At 45.7% G+C, this 19,792-nt stretch carries 18 protein-coding genes; 12 read left to right on the top strand and 6 right to left on the bottom strand.

Translation table 11 applies throughout. The features are described 5' to 3' along the window. The first annotated feature begins 1 nt into the window (after position 1). From OW491_RS15020 to guaA, 7 genes are all read left to right on the top strand, one after another. Positions 2-517 (top strand): TRAP transporter small permease, encoded by a 516-nt coding sequence (locus OW491_RS15020; RefSeq protein ID WP_215150187.1) that lies wholly within the window; start codon positions 2-4, stop codon positions 515-517. Positions 518-521: 4 nt separating this feature from the next. Beyond that, on the top strand, positions 522-1,826 hold the full coding sequence (locus OW491_RS15015) for a TRAP transporter large permease subunit (RefSeq protein WP_215150185.1): 1,305 nt from the start codon (positions 522-524) through the stop codon (positions 1,824-1,826). A gap of 15 nt (positions 1,827-1,841) precedes the next feature. Further along, on the top strand, positions 1,842-2,594 hold the full coding sequence (locus OW491_RS15010) for a 5-oxoprolinase subunit PxpA (RefSeq protein WP_290036725.1): 753 nt from the start codon (positions 1,842-1,844) through the stop codon (positions 2,592-2,594). Beyond that, positions 2,594-3,304, top strand: coding sequence for a 5-oxoprolinase subunit PxpB (gene pxpB / locus OW491_RS15005; protein ID WP_290036723.1), 711 nt, complete (start codon positions 2,594-2,596; stop codon positions 3,302-3,304). The genes OW491_RS15010 and pxpB overlap by 1 nt, the downstream gene beginning before the upstream one ends. After that, on the top strand, positions 3,294-4,217 hold the full coding sequence (locus OW491_RS15000; RefSeq protein WP_075171434.1) for a biotin-dependent carboxyltransferase family protein: 924 nt from the start codon (positions 3,294-3,296) through the stop codon (positions 4,215-4,217). Before pxpB ends, OW491_RS15000 begins: the two co-directional genes overlap by 11 nt. Before the next feature lie 279 nt (positions 4,218-4,496). Then, complete coding sequence (guaB, locus tag OW491_RS14995; protein WP_290036720.1) at positions 4,497-5,969, top strand: IMP dehydrogenase; 1,473 nt, start codon at positions 4,497-4,499, stop codon at positions 5,967-5,969. A gap of 101 nt (positions 5,970-6,070) precedes the next feature. Then, entirely contained in the window at positions 6,071-7,651 is a 1,581-nt protein-coding gene (gene guaA / locus OW491_RS14990) for a glutamine-hydrolyzing GMP synthase (RefSeq protein WP_075171436.1), read from the top strand. 136 nt (positions 7,652-7,787) lie between these two features. On the opposite strand, the gene OW491_RS14985 is transcribed toward guaA, so the two are convergent. Together OW491_RS14985 and OW491_RS14980 are read right to left on the bottom strand one after the other, a co-directional pair. Then, positions 7,788-8,993, bottom strand: coding sequence for an MFS transporter (locus OW491_RS14985; protein ID WP_290036718.1), 1,206 nt, complete (start codon positions 8,991-8,993; stop codon positions 7,788-7,790). Between the two features lie 178 nt (positions 8,994-9,171). Beyond that, entirely contained in the window at positions 9,172-9,618 is a 447-nt protein-coding gene (locus tag OW491_RS14980; protein ID WP_075178711.1) for a MarR family transcriptional regulator, read from the bottom strand. Between the two features lie 234 nt (positions 9,619-9,852). Between OW491_RS14980 and tadA the strand changes: the two genes are divergently transcribed. Further along, positions 9,853-10,374, top strand: a complete 522-nt coding sequence (gene tadA, locus OW491_RS14975) for a tRNA adenosine(34) deaminase TadA (RefSeq protein ID WP_178968233.1) — start codon at positions 9,853-9,855, stop codon at positions 10,372-10,374. Positions 10,375-10,410: 36 nt separating this feature from the next. Here tadA and mltF read toward each other — a convergent pair whose 3' ends face one another. Next, complete coding sequence (gene mltF, locus OW491_RS14970; RefSeq protein WP_075171438.1) at positions 10,411-11,913, bottom strand: membrane-bound lytic murein transglycosylase MltF; 1,503 nt, start codon at positions 11,911-11,913, stop codon at positions 10,411-10,413. A gap of 93 nt (positions 11,914-12,006) precedes the next feature. Between mltF and purL the strand changes: the two genes are divergently transcribed. Continuing rightward, positions 12,007-15,909 carry a phosphoribosylformylglycinamidine synthase gene (purL, locus tag OW491_RS14965; protein ID WP_075178713.1) on the top strand — a complete coding sequence of 1,301 codons (3,903 nt, stop codon included), beginning with the start codon at positions 12,007-12,009 and terminating at the stop codon, positions 15,907-15,909. 172 nt (positions 15,910-16,081) lie between these two features. Here purL and OW491_RS14960 read toward each other — a convergent pair whose 3' ends face one another. The 3 genes from OW491_RS14960 to OW491_RS14950 form a co-directional block, all read right to left on the bottom strand. After that, positions 16,082-16,684, bottom strand: a complete 603-nt coding sequence (locus tag OW491_RS14960) for an OmpA family protein (RefSeq protein WP_075171440.1) — start codon at positions 16,682-16,684, stop codon at positions 16,082-16,084. Positions 16,685-16,858: 174 nt separating this feature from the next. Continuing rightward, on the bottom strand, positions 16,859-17,158 hold the full coding sequence (locus OW491_RS14955; RefSeq protein WP_075178714.1) for a YciI family protein: 300 nt from the start codon (positions 17,156-17,158) through the stop codon (positions 16,859-16,861). Between the two features lie 3 nt (positions 17,159-17,161). Beyond that, a complete protein-coding gene (locus OW491_RS14950; RefSeq protein ID WP_075178715.1) occupies positions 17,162-17,707 on the bottom strand; it encodes a septation protein A in 546 nt (181 codons plus the stop codon). A gap of 69 nt (positions 17,708-17,776) precedes the next feature. On the opposite strand from OW491_RS14950, the gene OW491_RS14945 reads away from it, so the two are divergent. The 3 genes from OW491_RS14945 to OW491_RS14935 all read left to right on the top strand — a co-directional run bounded on the left by OW491_RS14945 (position 17,777) and on the right by OW491_RS14935 (position 19,744). Further along, complete coding sequence (locus OW491_RS14945; protein ID WP_178968236.1) at positions 17,777-18,622, top strand: PHP domain-containing protein; 846 nt, start codon at positions 17,777-17,779, stop codon at positions 18,620-18,622. 13 nt (positions 18,623-18,635) lie between these two features. Further along, a complete protein-coding gene (locus tag OW491_RS14940) occupies positions 18,636-19,256 on the top strand; it encodes an L-threonylcarbamoyladenylate synthase (RefSeq protein WP_290036713.1) in 621 nt (206 codons plus the stop codon). A 95-nt stretch (positions 19,257-19,351) separates the two neighbouring features. Continuing rightward, complete coding sequence (locus OW491_RS14935; protein ID WP_075171445.1) at positions 19,352-19,744, top strand: H-NS family nucleoid-associated regulatory protein; 393 nt, start codon at positions 19,352-19,354, stop codon at positions 19,742-19,744. Positions 19,745-19,792 lie beyond the last annotated feature (48 nt).

The raw sequence follows: 19,792 nt of genomic DNA, 5'->3' as shown, positions 1-19,792 counted from the left end.
TATGAAAAATTTTAAGAACATTGGTTATCAATTGTGTGGCTGGCTGTCAGGGCTGTGTATTGTCATCATTACTTTATTACTACTGGCTCAAATAGTAGGACGCTTGTTTGGTTTTATCGTGCCGTCTGCTGAAGATTTTGCCGGTTTTGCTCTCGCATCATCTACTTTTTTAGGGCTTGCATATACTTTTCGAGAAGGAGGGCACATTCGCGTTACCTTGGTTATACAACGCTTTGCCGTTGGCCCTCGTAAAGTTCAAGAAGCTATTATTCTGACTCTCAGTTTAGTGTTATCCATTTTTGTAGCGTACGCCTGCTGCTATATGGTCTACGAGTCATATATTTATGATGAAGTCTCATACGGATATGTTCCCGTTGCTTTGTGGATTCCTCAGCTGTCAGTTGCTATCGGTGCTATCGCTCTGGCACTCGCTGTTTTTGATGCTTGGTTCAGCGCCATTCGTGGTCGCACTCCAGAATATATAACCCACGAAAACGAACTTTCGTTAGAGGAGTGACATCATGGATTTAACCGTTATTTCAATTATTTTGGCACTGACCATGCTGGTGATGCTTGCTTTTGGCGTCTGGGTTTCGTTTACCTTAATCATTGTGGGTGGTATTGGCTTAGTTCTATCCGAAAACTATCAAGTAGGGTTGTTGTTTTCGACGTCAGCTTGGGGAGCTAGCACAGCATGGTCTTTAACGGCCTTGCCACTATTTATATGGATGGGCGAAGTACTCTTTCGGACTCGGCTTTCGGAAGACCTATTCAAGGGATTATCTCCGTGGTTATCCTCAGTGCCGGGCCGATTGTTACATGTCAATATTTTGAGCTGTGGTATTTTTGCCGCCGTTTCAGGCTCTTCAGCGGCAACCGCCGCGACGATCGGGCGAATGACACTGCCTGAATTAAAAAAACAAGGCTACAGCGAGCGGATGGCTATCGGAACGCTTGCTGGCTCAGGTACGTTGGGTTTGTTGATACCACCTTCAATTATATTGATTGTTTATGGTGTTGCTGCTGATGTTTCAATTGCTCGTTTGTTTATTGCAGGAGCGTTGCCAGGGTTATTACTTGTCTCCCTTTTTATGGGCTTTACCATGATTTGGGGCATGATGCATAAAGATGAGTTGCCGCAAACGACTCGCGAATCGGCCAGTTTGCGTGTGCGTATTAAAGCGCTAAAGCAACTGCTTCCGGTGATGGGGTTGATTGGCTTTGTTCTAGGCTCAATTTATGGTGGTTTAACCACACCCACTGAAGCGGCTGCGATAGGTGTTACGGGAGCGTTGGTGATCGCCGCTTTGACGGGTTCTTTGAATATGGCCAGCTTCATGGATAGTCTGCTAGGAGCCGTTAAAAGCTCATGCATGATTACCTTTATTCTTATTGGCGCGCATTTTCTGACACTGGCTATGGGGTTCTTAGGCATACCAAAAGAGCTGGCTGCTTGGATTGGTAGCTATGATTTAACGGCAACCGAGCTAATTCTTTATTTGACGGTTTTATTTGTCGTTTTAGGGTGTTTTCTGGATGGTATTTCCGTTGTTGTTCTGACAGTTGCCGTTGTACTGCCCATCGTCCAAGCGGCTGGGATCGATCTGCTATGGTTTGGGATATTCATTGTCTTGGTCGTAGAAATGTCGCAAATTACGCCGCCAGTTGGCTTTAATTTATTTGTGATTCAAGGACTGACCGGCAAAAATATTCTCTATGTAGCGCGTGCTGCCTTGCCTTTCTTTTTGCTAATCGCATTAGCCATCGTGTTGGTTACTTTGTTTCCTGGGATCGTAACGTATCTCCCAACCACAATGTCTCAATAATCAGAGGAGTTTAAGATGAAGTTAAATTGTGACATGGGTGAGGCTTTTGGTAATTGGACAATGGGGTTGGATGAACAAATTATGCCCTTTGTTGATCAAGCCAACATAGCGTGCGGATTTCATGCTTCGGACCCTTTAACCATGAGCAAAACAGTCGCCTTGGCTAAGCAACACAATGTAACCATAGGTGCACACCCGGCCTACCCAGACTTAGTTGGGTTTGGGCGTCGTAACATGGATATCGCACCAGAGGAGCTCAAGGCGATTATTCAGTACCAAGTAGCTGCTCTACAGGGTATCTGCGCCGCTCAAGGAGTAAAAGTAACCTATGTTAAGCCTCATGGGGCTCTATATAACACTATGATGAAAGACTTCGGTGTTTTAGAGACGGTTATGCAATCGGTGAGTGAATTAGATAGCTCTTTAGTGCTCATGGTGATGGCAGTTCCCGAAGCTGATGAAGTTAAAATGCTGGCTCAAAAGTATCAACTGACCTTATGGTTCGAGGCCTTTTCAGACCGTTTGTATACGGATGAAGGACGATTAACACCCCGCAAGCAGCCCAATGCTGTGCATCAAAGCTTTGATCGCATCGAGCAACAAGTGGTCGAGTTAAGTGAGCAAGGAACCCTAACAACAGAAACGGGCAAACACCTGGCGGTGCATGCCGATACTATTTGTGTGCATGGTGATGGCGCTCATGCTTTAGAAGCCGTTAAGCGTATCCGTACCGTAGTGAATGATGTAGCTGGTAGGTTGCGTAACTAATGAGCGAGCTCTTTTATAACCGTCCTCAGGTAGACTTAGTGAGTGAGAGTGCTTGCTTGTTGAGGTTTTCTGATGCCGTCAATAATGAAACAGCTGACCGAATTAGCATTGTGGCAAAAGCCTTACGAGAGCTGCCCGGTATCGTTGATCTGATACCGTCATACACCACGTTGTTAACTGTTTTTGATGCTGATCATTATGATCGTTTTGCTATCGTAGCGCGGATCAGACAACTGATTGAGCAGCTTGATTATGATGAAAAACAGCTGTCCGCTGTGCGCGAAGTCGTTATTCCTGTTTACTATGGGCCTGAAGTGGGGCCCGATTTAGACGAAGTAGCTCAGCACTGTCGGTTATCTGTAAATGAGATTATATCTTTGCACAGTGACACGTCTTATCGAGCTTACGCTATCGGGTTTACCCCCGGCTTTGCTTTTTTGGGCAACACCCCCGAAGTACTGCATGTGCCGCGCAAAAATACTCCGCGTTTAAAAGTGCCGTTAGGCAGTGTAGCGATTGCAGAGCGACAAACTGCCGTCTATCCCAGTGTAACACCGGGCGGTTGGCAAATAATTGGCAGAACGCCCGTTACCTTGGTTGATTGGAGCAGTGAAAGCTTAGCGTTAATACAAGGGGGTGATACTGTTCGGTTTACCCCTATATCTCGCGCTGAATTCATTGCTATGGGGGGGACGTTAGATGGCTTTTAATGTGATTAAGCCTGGGATATTAGCGTTGGTTCAAGATCTAGGCCGTCATGGTTATCAACATCTTGGTGTAACCACGGGAGGGCCAATGGATGAGTTGGCATTTCGGTGGGCGAATGCGCTGCTTGATAATAACGAAAACGCGGCTCAAATTGAGATCACATTTGGCATGTTAACGCTTGAAGCGCAGGCGGCAACCAGTATAGCGCTCACCGGCGCTGATCTTGGAGCAACCTTAAATGGCTGCACTATATACCCGTGGCAAACGTACGCAGTAAAAAAGGGAGATGTACTCTCTTTTAAACAGGCTAATTATGGCTTGCGAGCGTATCTTGCTGTGAAAGGTGGTTTACAAGTAGCGCCCGTGTTAGGGAGCTGTGCAACCGTATTGAGGGAGAAGTTAGGGGGCGTTCGCGGAAACGGAGAAAAGCTTCAACAGGGTGACATCATTCCGTATCAGGCTACACATACCCACCGTTCACGCAGTGTGCCTCGTTTGGCAATACCTGATTACACGAGCTTAGATATCCCATTAGTGATGGGCTATCAATCTAACTACTTTTCAGGGTTGGATAGAGCCAACTTCTTCGGCAGCGAATTTACAATTACACCGCAAAGTGACCGTATGGGATATCGCCTCAATGGTCGGCCGATTTTGAGTAATCAACAAGGAATTGTTTCGGAAGGTATAGCATACGGTGCTGTCCAAATCCCTAATGATGGGCAGCCCATTGTATTGTTGCGAGACCGTCAAACTATTGGAGGCTATCCCAAAATGGGCTGTGTGACCGGCTTTGGAGGGGGATTGTTGGCTCAAAAAAAGCCGGGCGATTCATTGAGATTTCAGAGCGTGTCTATTGACCAGGCCGAGCAAAAGCGCCATTTGGATTTGGCGCGCATTGCCCAATGGCGTTAACGGTATTGTTAAAACGCCTAGCGGCTTTAGCTTGCTGCTAGGTGTTTTTTTGACGTCTGCTACCCTTCCAATCTAATGATTTATTAGCCATTTGCCTGCTTGCAATACCAGACTTAAGCCGTGTGTTTAGTATGAATTTACCGGCTTAGCATAGTGACTGATCTATACTCTCCCTCGAACATAATAATTTTAACGATCATTTTAGTTTCAGATTGTTTGGAGGGCGTGAAATCTGTATAATTCGGGGTTTAAATTTTCCAAGTTACAGGCTGTTAAATCATGTTACGAATCGTTGAAGAAGCACTCACGTTTGATGATGTATTGCTTATGCCGGGTTACTCGGAAGTGCTGCCTAAAGATGTTTCTTTGGCGACGCGTCTTACTAAAAAGATTTCCCTAAATATCCCGCTAGTGTCAGCAGCGATGGATACCGTGACAGAGTCCCGCTTGGCGATTGCAATGGCACAAGAAGGCGGTATTGGCATTATCCACAAAAACTTAAAAGTGGATGAGCAAGCGACTGAAGTTCGTAAAGTTAAAAAATACGAAGCTGGCGTTGTCAGTGATCCAATTACTTGCAGCCCAGAAATGACGGTTGGCGAGCTTCGTCAGATGGCATCGCGTTTAGGCTTTTCTGGTTTTCCTGTTATCGATAGCAATAACGAGCTAGTCGGTATAGTGACTAGCCGCGACATGCGCTTCGAAAACTACCTAGACGCTAAAGTAGAATCGATTATGACGCCTAAAGACCGCCTAGTGACGGTTGAAGAAGGCGTTGATAAAGATAAAGTACGTAATTTGTTACGTAAGCATCGCATCGAAAAAATCTTGGTCGTCGATGATAGCTTCAGCCTTAAAGGCATGATGACGGTTAAAGATATGTACAAAGCAGAGGCTTTTCCCAATGCGGCAAAAGACTCTAAAGGCCGTTTGATTGTTGGCGCCGCTGTAGGTACGGGTCCAGAAACGCCAGAACGTGTTGATGCGTTAGTCAAAGCAGGTGTCGATGTCATTATTGTTGATACGGCACATGGACACTCTAAAGGTGTTATCGACCGCGTACGCTGGGTCAAAGAAACCTACCCAGACGTTCAAGTCATTGGCGGTAATATAGCCACGGCTGAAGCGGCTATCGCGTTAGCTGATGCTGGCGCTGATGGAGTTAAAGTCGGCATCGGTCCTGGTTCAATTTGTACTACACGGATTGTGTCTGGTATTGGTGTGCCACAAATTTCCGCCGTTGCGAACGTAGCAGAAGCGCTTAAAGATCGTGGAGTGCCTCTGATTGCAGATGGCGGTATTCGCTTCTCAGGTGATATCGCTAAAGCGCTTGCAGCGGGTGCTCATGCTATCATGGTTGGTTCTATGCTAGCGGGTACGGATGAAGCACCGGGTGAGGTGGAGTTATTCCAAGGTCGTGCTTACAAATCATACCGAGGTATGGGATCTATCGGCGCGATGGCTCAAAGCAGCGGTTCATCTGACCGTTACTTCCAAGATGCCAATGAAGGTGCAGAGAAACTGGTGCCAGAAGGCATTGAAGGTCGTGTTGCTTGTAAAGGACCAATGGCCGGTGTTATCCATCAGCAAATGGGTGGTGTACGCGCGTCAATGGGTTATACAGGTAGTGCGACTATTGATGAAATGCGTACTAAGCCTCAGTTCGTTCGTATTACTAATGCCGGCATGAACGAAAGCCATGTCCACGACGTTAGCATTACTAAGGAAGCGCCTAACTACCGCGTTGGCTAATATAAATTTTAGCTAACGTTTTACTTAATAAATGGGGTGCTGCCATAGTGCCCCATTTTCGTTTATAGGCTGTCAACAGCCATTCGGTGGAGCCACTGAACATGACAACAGATATTCATGCACAACGTATTCTTATTTTGGACTTCGGTTCTCAATATACGCAATTGATCGCACGTCGCGTGCGCGAGATCGGTGTCTTTAGCGAAATTCGCGCATGGGACATGACTGAAGAAGAGATTCGCGAATTTAATCCCAAAGGGATTATCTTAGCCGGCGGCCCTGAGTCTGTTACCGAGCTAGACTCACCGCGTGCCCCGCAAATCGTTTTTGATCTAGGCGTACCTGTGTTGGGTATCTGCTATGGCATGCAGACCATGGCTGAACAGCTTGGTGGCAAGGTATCAGGCTCCGAGCACCGTGAATTTGGTTATGCGCGTGTACGCTTAGCGGATAGCCCAAGTCGTTTGCTTGAAGGGATCGATGATCATATTGCTAACAACGGTTCACTGTCTTTGGATGTGTGGATGAGTCACGGCGATAAGGTCACAGAGCTGCCGGAAGGTTTCTCTGTTATCGCATCAACCGAATCCGCACCCATCGCTGCAATGTGCCACCCGGCTAAACAACTGTTTGGTGTTCAGTTCCATCCTGAAGTGACGCACACTAAGCAAGGCGGTCGAATTTTAGAGCGATTCATCCGTGAAATCTGTGGTACGGATGCGTTGTGGACAGCGGCTAATATCATTAGTGACCAAATCGAAAAAGTTCGTGAGCAAGTCGGTAATCAGAAAGTTTTATTAGGCTTATCCGGCGGCGTTGACTCTTCGGTTGTTGCTGCGTTACTGCACAAGGCTATTGGCGATCAGTTAACCTGTGTTTTTGTAGATAATGGCCTGCTGCGTAAAAAAGAAGGCGATCAGGTCATGGACATGTTCGCTAAGAACATGGGTGTTAAAGTGATCCGTGCAGACGCTGAAGACATGTTCTTATCGCGTTTGTTAGGTGAAAGTGACCCTGAAACAAAACGTAAAATTATTGGTAACACGTTTATCGAAGTATTCGATGAAGAAGCGACCAAGCTCAAAGACGTTAACTTCCTAGCACAAGGAACAATTTACCCAGACGTTATTGAGTCAGCAGCCGCTAAAACAGGTAAAGCGCATGTGATCAAATCACATCATAACGTCGGTGGATTGCCTGACGATATGAAAATGGACCTTGTTGAGCCGCTACGCGAATTGTTTAAAGACGAAGTCCGTAAGATCGGTTTAGAGCTAGGCTTGCCATACGATATGGTTTACCGTCACCCATTCCCAGGGCCAGGTCTTGGGGTGCGTATCTTAGGTGAAGTGAAAAAAGAATACGCTGACATCTTGCGTGAAGCGGATGCTATCTTCATCGAAGAACTGCACAAAGCGGACTGGTACCATAAAACTAGCCAAGCGTTTGCTGTTTTCTTACCGGTAAAATCAGTAGGTGTTGTTGGTGACGGGCGTCGCTACGAATACGTGATTGCTCTGCGTGCCGTAGAAACGATCGACTTCATGACAGCACGCTGGGCTCACCTGCCTTACGAGTTGTTAGAAACGGTATCAGGCCGAATAATTAATGAAATCGCCCAGGTTTCCCGCGTGACTTACGATGTGTCAAGTAAGCCACCGGCGACTATTGAGTGGGAATAAAGAAACACAGATAGCGCTAATGTAAGCTATGCGTAAACGTTTAAATGCCAGTCAGTTTTGCTGACTGGCATTTTTTATTGGGCAAAAAGCGCAGGTGGCGTTCAATTTGTTGGCGTGGTTAGCTTAGTGGTTGTTTCTAGCGGGTGTGGTGGGAATGTTTGGTGCAGATGGCTAACCCAAAAAGCACTGGGATTAATATTGCTAGTGCTAACAATACATTAAGTGCGCCAGAGGGGGTTCCTGAGTAAGTCCAATAGGCTGCGATTGCCCATGGCGCTGCTGCACGTGCAAGCGACATAGGTGTTAGCATTATTCCATTAATAGTGCCGTAATTGTGCTGGGTTAGCAGTTCTGGAACGGCCATGCCGCGTACTATTGTAAAAATTCCATTTGCGGCTCCATAGAGCACGCACAAACTGGCGAATGTAAAAACTGATGGCGGTGCTTTTAACATGAGTATGGCAATTGGGAAGGAGACGCCTGCCAGCAGACCAAGGTGTTTAATGGAGACATCTTCAAATAATAAGAGTAAAACACGTCCGCCAACTTGGGCTGGCCCAATCAGCGCTATCGCGAATAAGACCGTCTGGGTGTCTGTTGTTAAGGCGCTGAGTAAGGGGTATATGTGGTACGTAAAGCCTGAAAAAAGAGCCATGTAAACGCAGAAAGACGCAGTCAAAAGATAAAATCGTAAGCTGTATAAAATAGGTTTAACGTGTTCTTTATGCTCACTGGCTTCGTTTATTGGTTGTTTGGCTGCGCTAGTGGCGCGAGTAGCCCAGAGATATAGAGGCCCCGCAATTGCTGTATTAATAACGGCAAAGCCAAGCAGTGCGCCACGCCATCCTAACTCATCAATCATAAAGTGTAGTAGTGGCACAAAAACTGTACTTGCAAAACCTGCCCATAAGGTGATGGTTGTTATAGCTGAGCGGGAGCTTTGCGTCTTTAATTGCTGAACAGCTACTGCAAAAGCGGGTTCATACGAGACAGCGGCTTGTAGTATGCCTACTGTTATCACGATGTAGTAAAATGTGACTAATGTTTCCACAAAAGACCAGGCTATCAAGGCAAGTGATGCTGCTAGCGTGGCGCCCACCAGAATAAAGCGACCTTTGCCGTGGTCAATTAGCGCGCCAATAGGGCAGGCGGCTAATGTTGATATTAAAAGACCGAGGGTTGCTGCACCGTACAGGTCGGCTCGGCTCCAGCCCAAATCATTAACCATAGCCTCAGCAATGAGCGGAAAGCTGTAATACAAGGTTCCCCATGATACCAATTGGCCAATACCAAGCGCCGTAATACAGCCTTTTTGCCTCGGTGCTGAGTTTGTTAGAGACAAGAGAGCGCCCAGTGTCGCTTTAGCCGGTCTAAGTGTGCCGGCGTGGCCGTGTTTAAAGCCGTACCTCGCTCAAGACAAGTAGTGAAATTTACGGAGTTACTCCATTTTGGTGTTTGGTGCATACAACATCCTCATATTAATTAAAGGTTGTTAGTAACAACTTATGATTTAAAAAAACCTAAGGGCCTAAACGATTACGCGCCGCTTGGGTGAGTTGTCGGATGAGCGTTAACGCGCCATCGACTATTTCTGGTGGTACATCTTTAATCATTAGCGCTTCCTCTGATACAAGATCTTGGTGGATGGTTTGATAGAGCGCTTCACCTTCCGGTGTAAGTGATAGTTGAACAGCACGTTGATCAGAAGGGTCTGGAGTCTTTAATACATATTTTTTGCGTAATAAAGAATCAACAACACGGCTTGCGGTACTTTTATCTAAATACATTTCGTCTGCTAATGCTTGCAGCCTCAGTGGACCGCGCTTGACGAGTGTCTCAAGAGCATAACATTGAGCGACTGAGACATCGTGGCAGCATATGTAGTCTCTATCGCGAAATTGATGGACACGAATGAGCTGGTTAACGGCTTCGTAAAGTTCTTTTGCGCGTTGTGTGTCAGAAGGCATAGCATTGCTTTTTTAGGTTTTTAGTTGGTATTAACAACTATACGGCTAGGTAGAGCTGCTTGCAATATAGAGCGTGAGTGAATCAAATTCAGTTTTTCATTAGGCTAGGTTCAATTCATTAATGCTTAATGGCCGTGGTGTCTTGGCCTGCCAGTGAAACTTTTTGTGCGTGAGATTCATAGCTATTTAGTGTTTGTTCCATGCTAAAATTCTTGTTTTATCTGGGAATTTTATATGCCACCTAATCCTAATGAGGCTGCTCCCACAACGCTCGAAGATGATGAGCGCTGGATGCGTTATGCGCTAACTTTAGCTGATAAGGCCGCGTTATTAGGGGAGGTGCCCGTTGGGGCAGTTGTAGTTAAAGATGGCAAAGTATTGGGTGAAGGGTGGAATCAGCCAATCAGTGGTCATGATCCAACGGCTCATGCCGAAATAATAGCGCTTCGTGATGCCGCTCAACGTATCAATAACTATCGTTTAGTGGGCGCTGATTTATACGTTACTTTAGAGCCGTGTACCATGTGTGCGGGGGCTATTGTGCATAGTCGTGTTAGGCGTGTGGTTTATGGCGCGGCTGAGCCTAAAGCCGGCGTAATTCAAAGCCAGCAGCAATTTTTAGATAATAGCTGGTTAAACTATCGTGTTGCATGGACAGGAGGCGTGTTAGCGCAAGCGTGTGGGCAAACTATTAGTGCGTTTTTTCAGCGTCGGCGTGAAGAAAAGAAACGCGCTAAACAAAAAACGGATAACTAAAGCCGTTTTTAAAACCGCGTTAATTTATGGAGTGCTCTAAAGCGTATCTGGCATATTGTCCAGTAAAATAATACCGTTAGGCGCTGATTGGTTTTCGGCATCTTGTATGGCACGCATGGCCTCTTCGCGGGCTTCTCTGATTTCTTGGATTTGTTTTTCCCACTCTAATAAATCCATATACTTCTGAATATTCTCTACATACTGCACCGGCTCTTGGCCCCGTGCATAACCGTATTTTACCGTTTGGTAGTAACGTTGTTTCGATAACAAAGGTAAGAACTCTTTAACATCTTCCCATTTGTCAGGATCTTTATCTGCACGTTGGGTTAGGATGCGAGCATCTTCTAGATGGCCAAAGCCTATATTGTAGCCGGCGAGTGCGAACCAAGTATGGTCGGGATCCTTGATGCGCTCAGGAATCTTAGCTTTCACGTTAATAAGATACTGGGCGCCACCAAAAATACTCTCGACAGGGTCTGTTCTATCTTCAACGCCTACCTCTTTGGCCGCGGCTTGCGTAAGCATCATAATGCCTTTGACACCCGTGGGGGATACGGCGTCGGCTCGCCAATGTGATTCTTGGTAAGCAATAGCTGCTAAGAACTTCCAGTCAAAATCATAACGAATGGCGGCCTCTTTGAAGTAGGGTTCGAGTGCCGGTAGGCGTGTTTCTAAATCGGATTTAAAGGTAACTGTATCAAAAAAGTTGAGCGGGTTTTCTTTGCTAAAGTATTTGGCTTTGAGTTCGGTAATGAGGACTTTTGTGCTTTCCAAGCCTAGAAACTTATCAACAGACTTTTTAATTGACCCGTCTTGGTTATGCGTTAATACCCAAGCTATGGGGCGGGTGCGGCCAATGACAAACGCATCAGAAAGCCCCGGATAAAAAGAGCTTTGTGATTCATAAACCGTAGAGTCAACGATGGCGTAGTCGACTTCTTCATTAAATACTTTATCGAGAATATCGGTATTAGTTAGCTCGTCTGTCGCTTCCCAGGCTAATTCGGGGAAGCTTTCTTTTAGGCGGCTCAGTTGTTCGGCTTGAATTGAGTTGGCTAGGATCAGTACCTTTTTACCAATTAAGTCTTCAACGCTGACAGGCGCAGGGACACCCTGGCGGACGCGATAAATGACTGTGGAGGCGCTTTCAGAATACGGTCGGGAAAAATCATACTTAGATTCACGTATATCTGAAACGGTAATGCCAGCGGCCGCTATGTGTGCATCACGGTTTTCGACGGCTTCGAATAGCCCTTTAATATCATTAGGGACAATAATATCCAATGTAACATCGAGATAGTTGGCATAAGCTTGCGCCAATTCGTACTCAAAACCTGCGGGTCCATCGGTATCAATAAAGTAGGAGTTTGGGGTGTTTCGTGTGGCAACACGCAGTACCCCTTTGTCTTGAATGACCTGAAGTTGTGACTTCGCGTTATAGCTCACCAATGCCGGTAAGCTGAGAATGACAATCAGCGTCAGCAGGTGGAGAACATCTATTCGTTTTTTTAGTGTTCTTTTTTTCAGAGAAAATAACATACGGTCGTTTCTGGTACTCAAGGGCTAAATTCGGCTAAAATAGCGGCTTAATTTTCCTATCGTTTTTGGCTCATTCAAGAGGCTTGAGATCACATGCTAGTAATGCGTGGAGCGCCAGCTCTATCCGCCTTCCGTCACGATAAACTTTTGTCTGCATTGCAGGCTGTAATACCAACAGTTACAGATGTTTATGGTGAATTCTATCACTTCGCTGATATCTCAGAACCCCTGACCGAAGAGGAGCAATCAGTATTAACACGCATCCTCAAGTACGGTCCGAAGTCGGAGGTAAAAGAGCCTGCTGGTTTACTCCAGCTGGTGGTTCCCCGTCCCGGTACTATCTCACCTTGGTCAAGCAAGGCTACAGATATTGCCAGAAATTGTGGTCTTGGCAAAGTTAATCGTCTCGAGCGTGGTATCGCTTATTCGATTGAAAGCGAAAAAGAGTTAACGGCGGAGCACATTAAACTAGCTTGCGCTTTACTGTTTGACCGCATGGTAGAGGCTGTTTTTCCGGATATAGATTCGGCGCAGCAATTATTTGTTCATACAGATCCCAAGCCACTTAGCACGGTAGCTATTCTATCTGGCGGTCGTGATGCGCTTGTGGCCGCTAACAGCGAGTTAGGCCTAGCGTTGGCAGATGATGAAATTGATTATCTTGTTGAAAGCTTTAAAGAGCTAGGTCGTGACCCGGTAGACGTTGAGCTGATGATGTTTGCGCAAGCTAACTCAGAGCACTGCCGTCATAAGATTTTTAATGCTTCGTGGGATATTGATGGCGAAGCACAAGAAAAATCATTGTTCGCTATGATTCGTAACACCAATGAATTGGGTGGCGAGAATGTGTTATCAGCTTATAAAGATAACGCCGCTGTTATAGCAGGTAGCAAAGCAGGCCGCTTTTATCCGCAGCCGGGCAGTGCTGAATATCAAGCGCAACAAGAAAATATCCATATTCTCTGTAAAGTTGAGACGCATAACCACCCTACGGCTATTGCACCGCACCCAGGTGCGGCTACAGGCTCGGGTGGTGAGATTCGTGATGAAGGTGCAACTGGGCGTGGTGGTAAGCCAAAAGCCGGTTTATCTGGTTTTACTGTCTCCGACTTGAATATTCCCGGCTTTGAACAGCCGTGGGAATCGAAATATGGTAAGCCTGAGCGTATTGTAACGGCGCTGGACATTATGATCGAAGGTCCTATTGGGGGAGCCGCGTTTAATAACGAGTTTGGTCGACCTAACTTAACGGGTTATTTCCGTACTTTCGAGCAGCGTGTAAACGGAGCCGCTGGGGAAGAAGTACGTGGCTATCATAAGCCGATCATGATCGCTGGTGGTATGGGTAACATTCGTGAAGATCATGTCGAAAAAGACGAGATAACGGTAGGCGCTAAGCTAATCTGCTTGGGCGGCCCAGCTATGTTGATCGGCTTAGGTGGTGGTGCTGCTTCTTCTATGTCGTCGGGCAGTTCATCAGAAAATCTAGATTTTGCATCGGTTCAGCGTGGTAATCCAGAGCTTGAGCGTCGATGCCAAGAAGTGATCGATCGCTGCTGGCAGCTAGGTGACGAGAACCCGATTGCGTTTATTCATGACGTGGGTGCGGGTGGTTTATCAAACGCTTTCCCTGAGTTGGTTAAAGATGGTGGTCGTGGTGGTGATTTTGGCCTACGCAACATCAATAACGATGAGCCCGGAATGTCTCCTCTGGAGATTTGGTGTAATGAAGCGCAAGAGCGTTATGTGCTGGCCGTTAACCCTGTCGATTTAGCGCGTTTCGAAGAGTTATGTAAGCGTGAGCGCTGCCCTTATGCGGTAGTGGGTGAAGCAACTGAAGAACATCATTTGACATTGGGTGATACGCACTTCGAGAACAAGCCGGTCGATCTACCGATGAGCGTTCTCTTTGGCAAGCCACCCAAAATGCACCGTTCTATTGAGCGAGCCGAATATCAAGTAGCCGAGTTCAATACCGATTCTATCGATTTAGAAGATGCCGTAGAACGTGTACTTAAATTACCGTCAGTCGCGTCTAAATCTTTCTTAATCACCATTGGTGACCGCTCCATAACAGGGCAGGTTGCTCGTGATCAAATGGTAGGGCCTTGGCAGGTTCCTGTTGCAGACTGTGCTGTTACAACAGCCGCTTATGATACCTACGCGGGTGAAGCGATGGCGATGGGTGAGCGCACGCCGCTTGCTTTAGTTGATGGCCCAGCTTCTGGTCGTATGGCGGTCGGTGAAGTGATTACCAATATGGCATGTGCGCCTATCGCAGATATAACGGATATTAAGTTATCCGCTAACTGGATGTGTGCGGCCGGTCATCCGGGCGAAGACGAAAAGCTATACGATACCGTTAAAGCTGTTGGTATGGAGCTGTGCCCAGAGTTAGGTATTACTATTCCTGTGGGCAAAGATTCCATGTCCATGCGTACGGTTTGGCAAGATGGAGATGAAGAGAAGAGCGTGACGGCGCCTATGTCGCTCATTATCTCTGGTTTTGCGCCGGTTACGGATACACGCAAAGCATTAACGCCACAGTTACGCACAGATATGGGCGAAACAGACCTGATTTTGCTAGACCTTGGTAATGGTCAGAACCGTTTGGGGTTATCGGCTTTAGCTCAGGTTTATAATGAAGTGGGTCAAGACGTTCCTAATGTCGATAATGCCGATCAGTTGGCTGCTTTCTTTGCTGCAATTCAGGAGCTTAATAATCAAGGCATGCTGCTGGCGTATCATGACCGCTCTGATGGTGGCTTGTTCACCACGTTAGTTGAGATGGCGTTTGCTGGCCACGTCGGTATTGATGTTAATCTTGATATGGTTGCTGAGGATAAATCAGAGTGGTTGGCTGGTTTGTTTAATGAAGAGCTTGGGGCTGTTATCCAAGTAAAACGCTCACAAACCGAAGAGATCTTAGTTGAACTCAATGCTGCAGGCTTAGGCGAGATAGCATCGGTGATTGGAGCGCCAAACCTCGATGACTCTATTTGTCTGCATTTTGATGAAGAAGAAATCTACAGTGCTTCGCGTGTTCAGCTGCAGCGGTGGTGGTCAGAAACCTCTTACCGTGTACAAGCGATGCGGGATAACTCTGAATGTGCGTTGCAAGAATTTGATCGCTTATTAGATAAAGAAGATCCGGGTCTGCAGCCGACACTGACTTTTGATATCAATGAGGATGTAGCCGCTAGCTTGATTGCTTCGGGGAATCGTCCTCGCGTAGCGATTTTGCGTGAGCAAGGCGTAAATGGCCAAGTGGAAATGGCTGCGGCGTTTGATCGCGCAGGATTTACTGCCGTAGATGTCCATATGAGTGATATTTTAGAAGGTCGTATCAGCTTGGCTGACTTTAAAGGCTTGGTAGCTTGCGGCGGTTTCTCATACGGTGATGTCTTAGGTGCTGGTGAAGGTTGGGCTAAGTCTATCTTGTTCAACACTCGGGCGCGTGAAGAATTTAGCGCATTCTTTAAACGAGAAGATACGTTTACGCTGGGTGTATGTAACGGCTGTCAGATGCTATCTAACTTGCATGAACTTATCCCAGGTGCTGAACAGTGGCCTCATTTTGTTCGTAATATGTCAGAACAGTTTGAAGCACGTGTAGCAACGGTTGAAATACAAGACAGCGCTTCTATCTTCTTAAAAGGTATGGAAGGCTCTCGTATACCGGTCGCTATTGCTCATGGTGAGGGGCGTGCTGAGTTTGAATCAGACGATCATCTTAACGGTGTAAATACTTCAGGGAATGTCGCTTTACGTTATGTAGATAACTATGGCGATATTACGGAGACTTACCCGCTTAACCCGAATGGATCGCCACAAGGGATCACTGGTTTAACAACACCTGATGGTCGCGTGACTATTATGATGCCTCACCCAGAGCGTGTCTTCCGCGCTGTTCAAAACTCGTGGGCGCCAGACGAATGGTCTGAAGATGGGGCTTGGATGCGGATGTTCCGTAATGCACGTGTATGGGTTGGCTAACTCATTAACCTCTTTGTAAAAGCAGCTTCGGCTGCTTTTTTTATGTTTAATAGGAAGAGGTGTTGTACTGGTCTAGGAGGTTGTAGGTTGCTGTAACTGAGTGCGTTTACGTAAATTTCAGGCACAAAAAAGCCGACACTAGGTCGGCTTTTTGAATCAAAAAGTAAATATATTATTTACCAGTGATTTGAACGTCTACACGACGGTCAGCACGTAGGCAAGCGATCAAAGCAGCACCGCGGCCTGAACACTGAGCTACAGGAGCAGTTTCACCCAAGTAGTCAACAGTCATTACGTTACCAGAAACGCCTTGTGCACGAAGTGCAGCAGCAACGTTTTCAGCACGACGCTTAGACAATGCATCGTTGTAAGCAGAAGAACCGATCGGGTCAGCGTTACCAACCATACGAACAGAGCTTACAGAAGACATGCCTTTGATGTATGTAGCGATATCAGAAACGCTATCTACAACAGCGCTATCGAAATCGAAGAATACAGCGAATTTTTTGTCAGTCATTGCTGCTGGCATCGGTGCTGGTGCTGGAGCTGGAGCTGGTGCTGGAGCAGCAGTCGTTGATGCAACATAACCATCGCAGCCTTCAACTGTAGCGTCGTCTTTGCTCCAGAAACCTGTGTGCCAGCATTCGCCGAAGCTATTGCGCCATACAGTGTCTTCAGAGTCAGTAACGTAACCGCTGTTAGTCGGATGAGCCATAGCAGCTGCTGACATGCCCATCGCCAGAGCGAAACCTGCGGTCATAGCGAGCTTTTTCATATCAAATATCCTTGTGAATTGTGGGTTGTTGCATTCTTAAAATATAACATGATTGTTAGTTGGGTGCCTTTATAACCTAATTAACAATACATATACATAAGTAACTATCATTTTACTTGGACTGTCGCAAGTTTGGAACCATCCGCCAAGAAAAATAATGAGGTAAAACAGCGTCTAAGGCAATACTTTCTTGTATGGCTTGATAATTATATTTTTATACACGCCTGCAGACACGTAAGGATCGTCATTTGCCCAGCTTTTTGCGTCCTCAAGCGAGTCAAATTCAGCAATTACTAAGCTTCCCGTAAAGCCTGCTGGGCCTGGATCTTCAGAATCAATCGCTGGATGAGGGCCGGCTACCAGTAGTCTGCCTGCTTCTTTTAACGTTGCTAAGCGTTCTAAATGTGCGGGTCTCGCCGATAAACGAGCTTCTAAGCTGTTGCTATGATCTTCTGCCATTATAGCGTAGTACATAATTTACGATTCCTGATCGCTGCTTTTAATGTGCTTTGACAAAAACAGACTTTGCAAAATAATGAATACAACTGTTAGGCCTAGCATGCCAAAAAGCTTAAAATCGACCCAGATATCTTCTGAGAAATTGTAGGCCACAACAAGGTTGAGTGCTCCTACAAAAAAGAAGAAACCGATCCAAGCAAAGCTTAGACTTTTCCAAACAGGTTGGGGTAAGTCTATGTTAGCGGCCATAATGCGCTCAATTATAGGCTTCTTGCCTATAAAGTGGCTGCCTAAGAAAGCTAGACCAAACAGCCAGTTCACCACAGTTGGTTTCCACTGGATGAAAGTCTTGTCCTGTAGTAGTACGGTCGCGCCACCAAAAACGATCACTAGAATAAGAGTAACAAGCTGCATTTTTTCAATGCGGCGCTCTTTAAGCCAAGTGTAGGCCATTTGGAGAATGGTAGCGGGTATAAGTACGGCAGTCGCAATAATCATGTCGTCTGTGTATTTATAAACGGCAAAGAAAATTATAATAGGGAAAAAGTCGAGAAGTAGTTTCATAGTCGTATAATCTGTTGAGGTGTCGCTAGTATATAGACGCCTAACCTCTATATAAACCCCGGGAAGCTAATGGTTACTAATGAGTTTGATTTACACACGCACTCCAGTGCATCGGATGGTGTCTACACACCAGAAGAGTTGGTGGCGCAAGCTTACCAAGCAGGAGTAAAGGCATTAGCACTAACAGATCACGATACGGTTAAAGGGTGTGAGTGGCTAAGGGATAACAATGACCTTTTGCCGCAGGACTTCAGACTTATCAATGGTGTTGAGCTCACCTGCAAGTATGGTAAGCAGGTCTTGCATGTAGTGGGGTTGAATATTGATATTGCCTCAGAGGCGATTCAAATACACATGAATAAGCTCGAAACCTTGCGTAATGAGCGGGCGCAAACTATTGCGTTGCGTTTAGTCAAATTGGGGCTTCCTGATTTATTAACGGCCGCTTATGAAAAAGCCCAAGGAGGCCAAATTGGGCGTCCGCACTTTGCGCAAGCAATGGTAAGCTTAGGTTTAGTTGATTCAATGGCAAAAGCATTTAAAAAGTACCTAGGCGCAGGGAAGCCCGGAGATGTTAAAGTAGAATGGCCTGAGTTAAGTGAGGTTATTACTTTAATACATAACGCCGGTGGGGTAAGTGTTTTGGCGCACCCGACTAAATATAATCTAACGTTAAATAAAATACGTTATTTATTAGCCGCGTTTGCCGAGCAAGGTGGGGATGCGGTTGAAATTAGTTATCCCGGAGTTTCTAAAGATCAACAAAAGTCATTGTCAATATTAGTAGCTAAACACGAGTTGGCTGTTTCAATGGGAAGTGATTTTCATGATCCTGAACAAACATGGACACGTCTAGGAGCTTACCCGCCAATTCCTTTAGGTCTGTCACGTGTTACTGAGCGATTTTTAAATTAGATGAGGGCTGTTTATGAGTCAGTTATTTCAAATCCATCCTGATAATCCTCAAAAGCGCTTAATACAGCAGGCTGTTGATATCATTAAACAAGGTGGGGTTATTGTTTATCCAACTGATTGCGGTTACGCATTAGGGTGTCATCTAGGTGATAAGTCGGCATTAGAGAAAATTAAACGCTTGCGTCAGTTAGATGATAAACATAACTTTACGTTAGTGTGCCGTGATCTAAGTACAATAGGTACTTATGCTAAAGTTAATAATCAAATCTACCGGTTGCTTAAGGCGCATACTCCAGGGGCTTATACTTTTATTTTAAAAGCGACCACAGAAGTGCCTCGCCGCTTGCTACACCCTAAGCGCAGAACGATAGGTATTCGTATACCCGACAGTAAAATTGTTGATGCTCTTTTAGATGTTTTAGGTGAGCCTATTATGAGTACGTCTTTAATTATGCCGGGTGAAACAGAGCCTTTGACCGACCCTTATGATATCCGTGATCTACTGCAACACAATATTGATGCCATTATTGATGGTGGATATTGCGGTATGGAAGCAACAACCGTTATTAATTTAATAGAAGATGAACCGGAAATTGTTCGAGAAGGTGCTGGTGATGTCGATTTTTTTAAATAAAAAATAAATTTTATATTTACTTTTCTTGAATTTAATCTTTTTTTGACGATAATGGCTTCAAGTATATCTAAATCCAAAATCCATCGGGTTATATAATGTCTGACATCTTAAAAGTATTAACACGCAAAAACTCGCTGCGTAAGCAGTGCCAAGAACTATCAATAGCGGATGTTGAAAAAGTTATAGCAGATCTTACGGACATCTTGGCTGAAAAGCAGGAAGAAGAGCAAAAGCTTGCTGCAGAAAATCAAGCTAAGAACGAAAAAATCGAAATGATCCGTAAAACCATGCAGGATGCAGGTATAGATTTTAACGATCTACAAGATTTAATTTCAGTAGCACCTAAAAAGAAAGTAGAAGCTAAATACCGCATTACTGATGAAGAAGGTAATACGCACGAGTGGTCTGGTCGTGGCCGTACGCCGGTTGTTTTCCAAGCCTACTTTGATAAGCATGGTGTAGACAAAGAAGCGGTTGCTATTAAGTAAACGCTGTTTTTTATCTATAATAAAAGCTCCTCAGTTTACTGAGGGGCT

It is taken from the genome of Neptunomonas sp. CHC150, assembly GCF_030397555.1.
Taxonomy (GTDB): domain Bacteria; phylum Pseudomonadota; class Gammaproteobacteria; order Pseudomonadales; family Balneatricaceae; genus Neptunomonas; species Neptunomonas phycophila.
The sequence above is the reverse complement of the archived record's forward strand: the minus strand, read 5'-3'. Positions and strand labels throughout refer to the sequence as shown.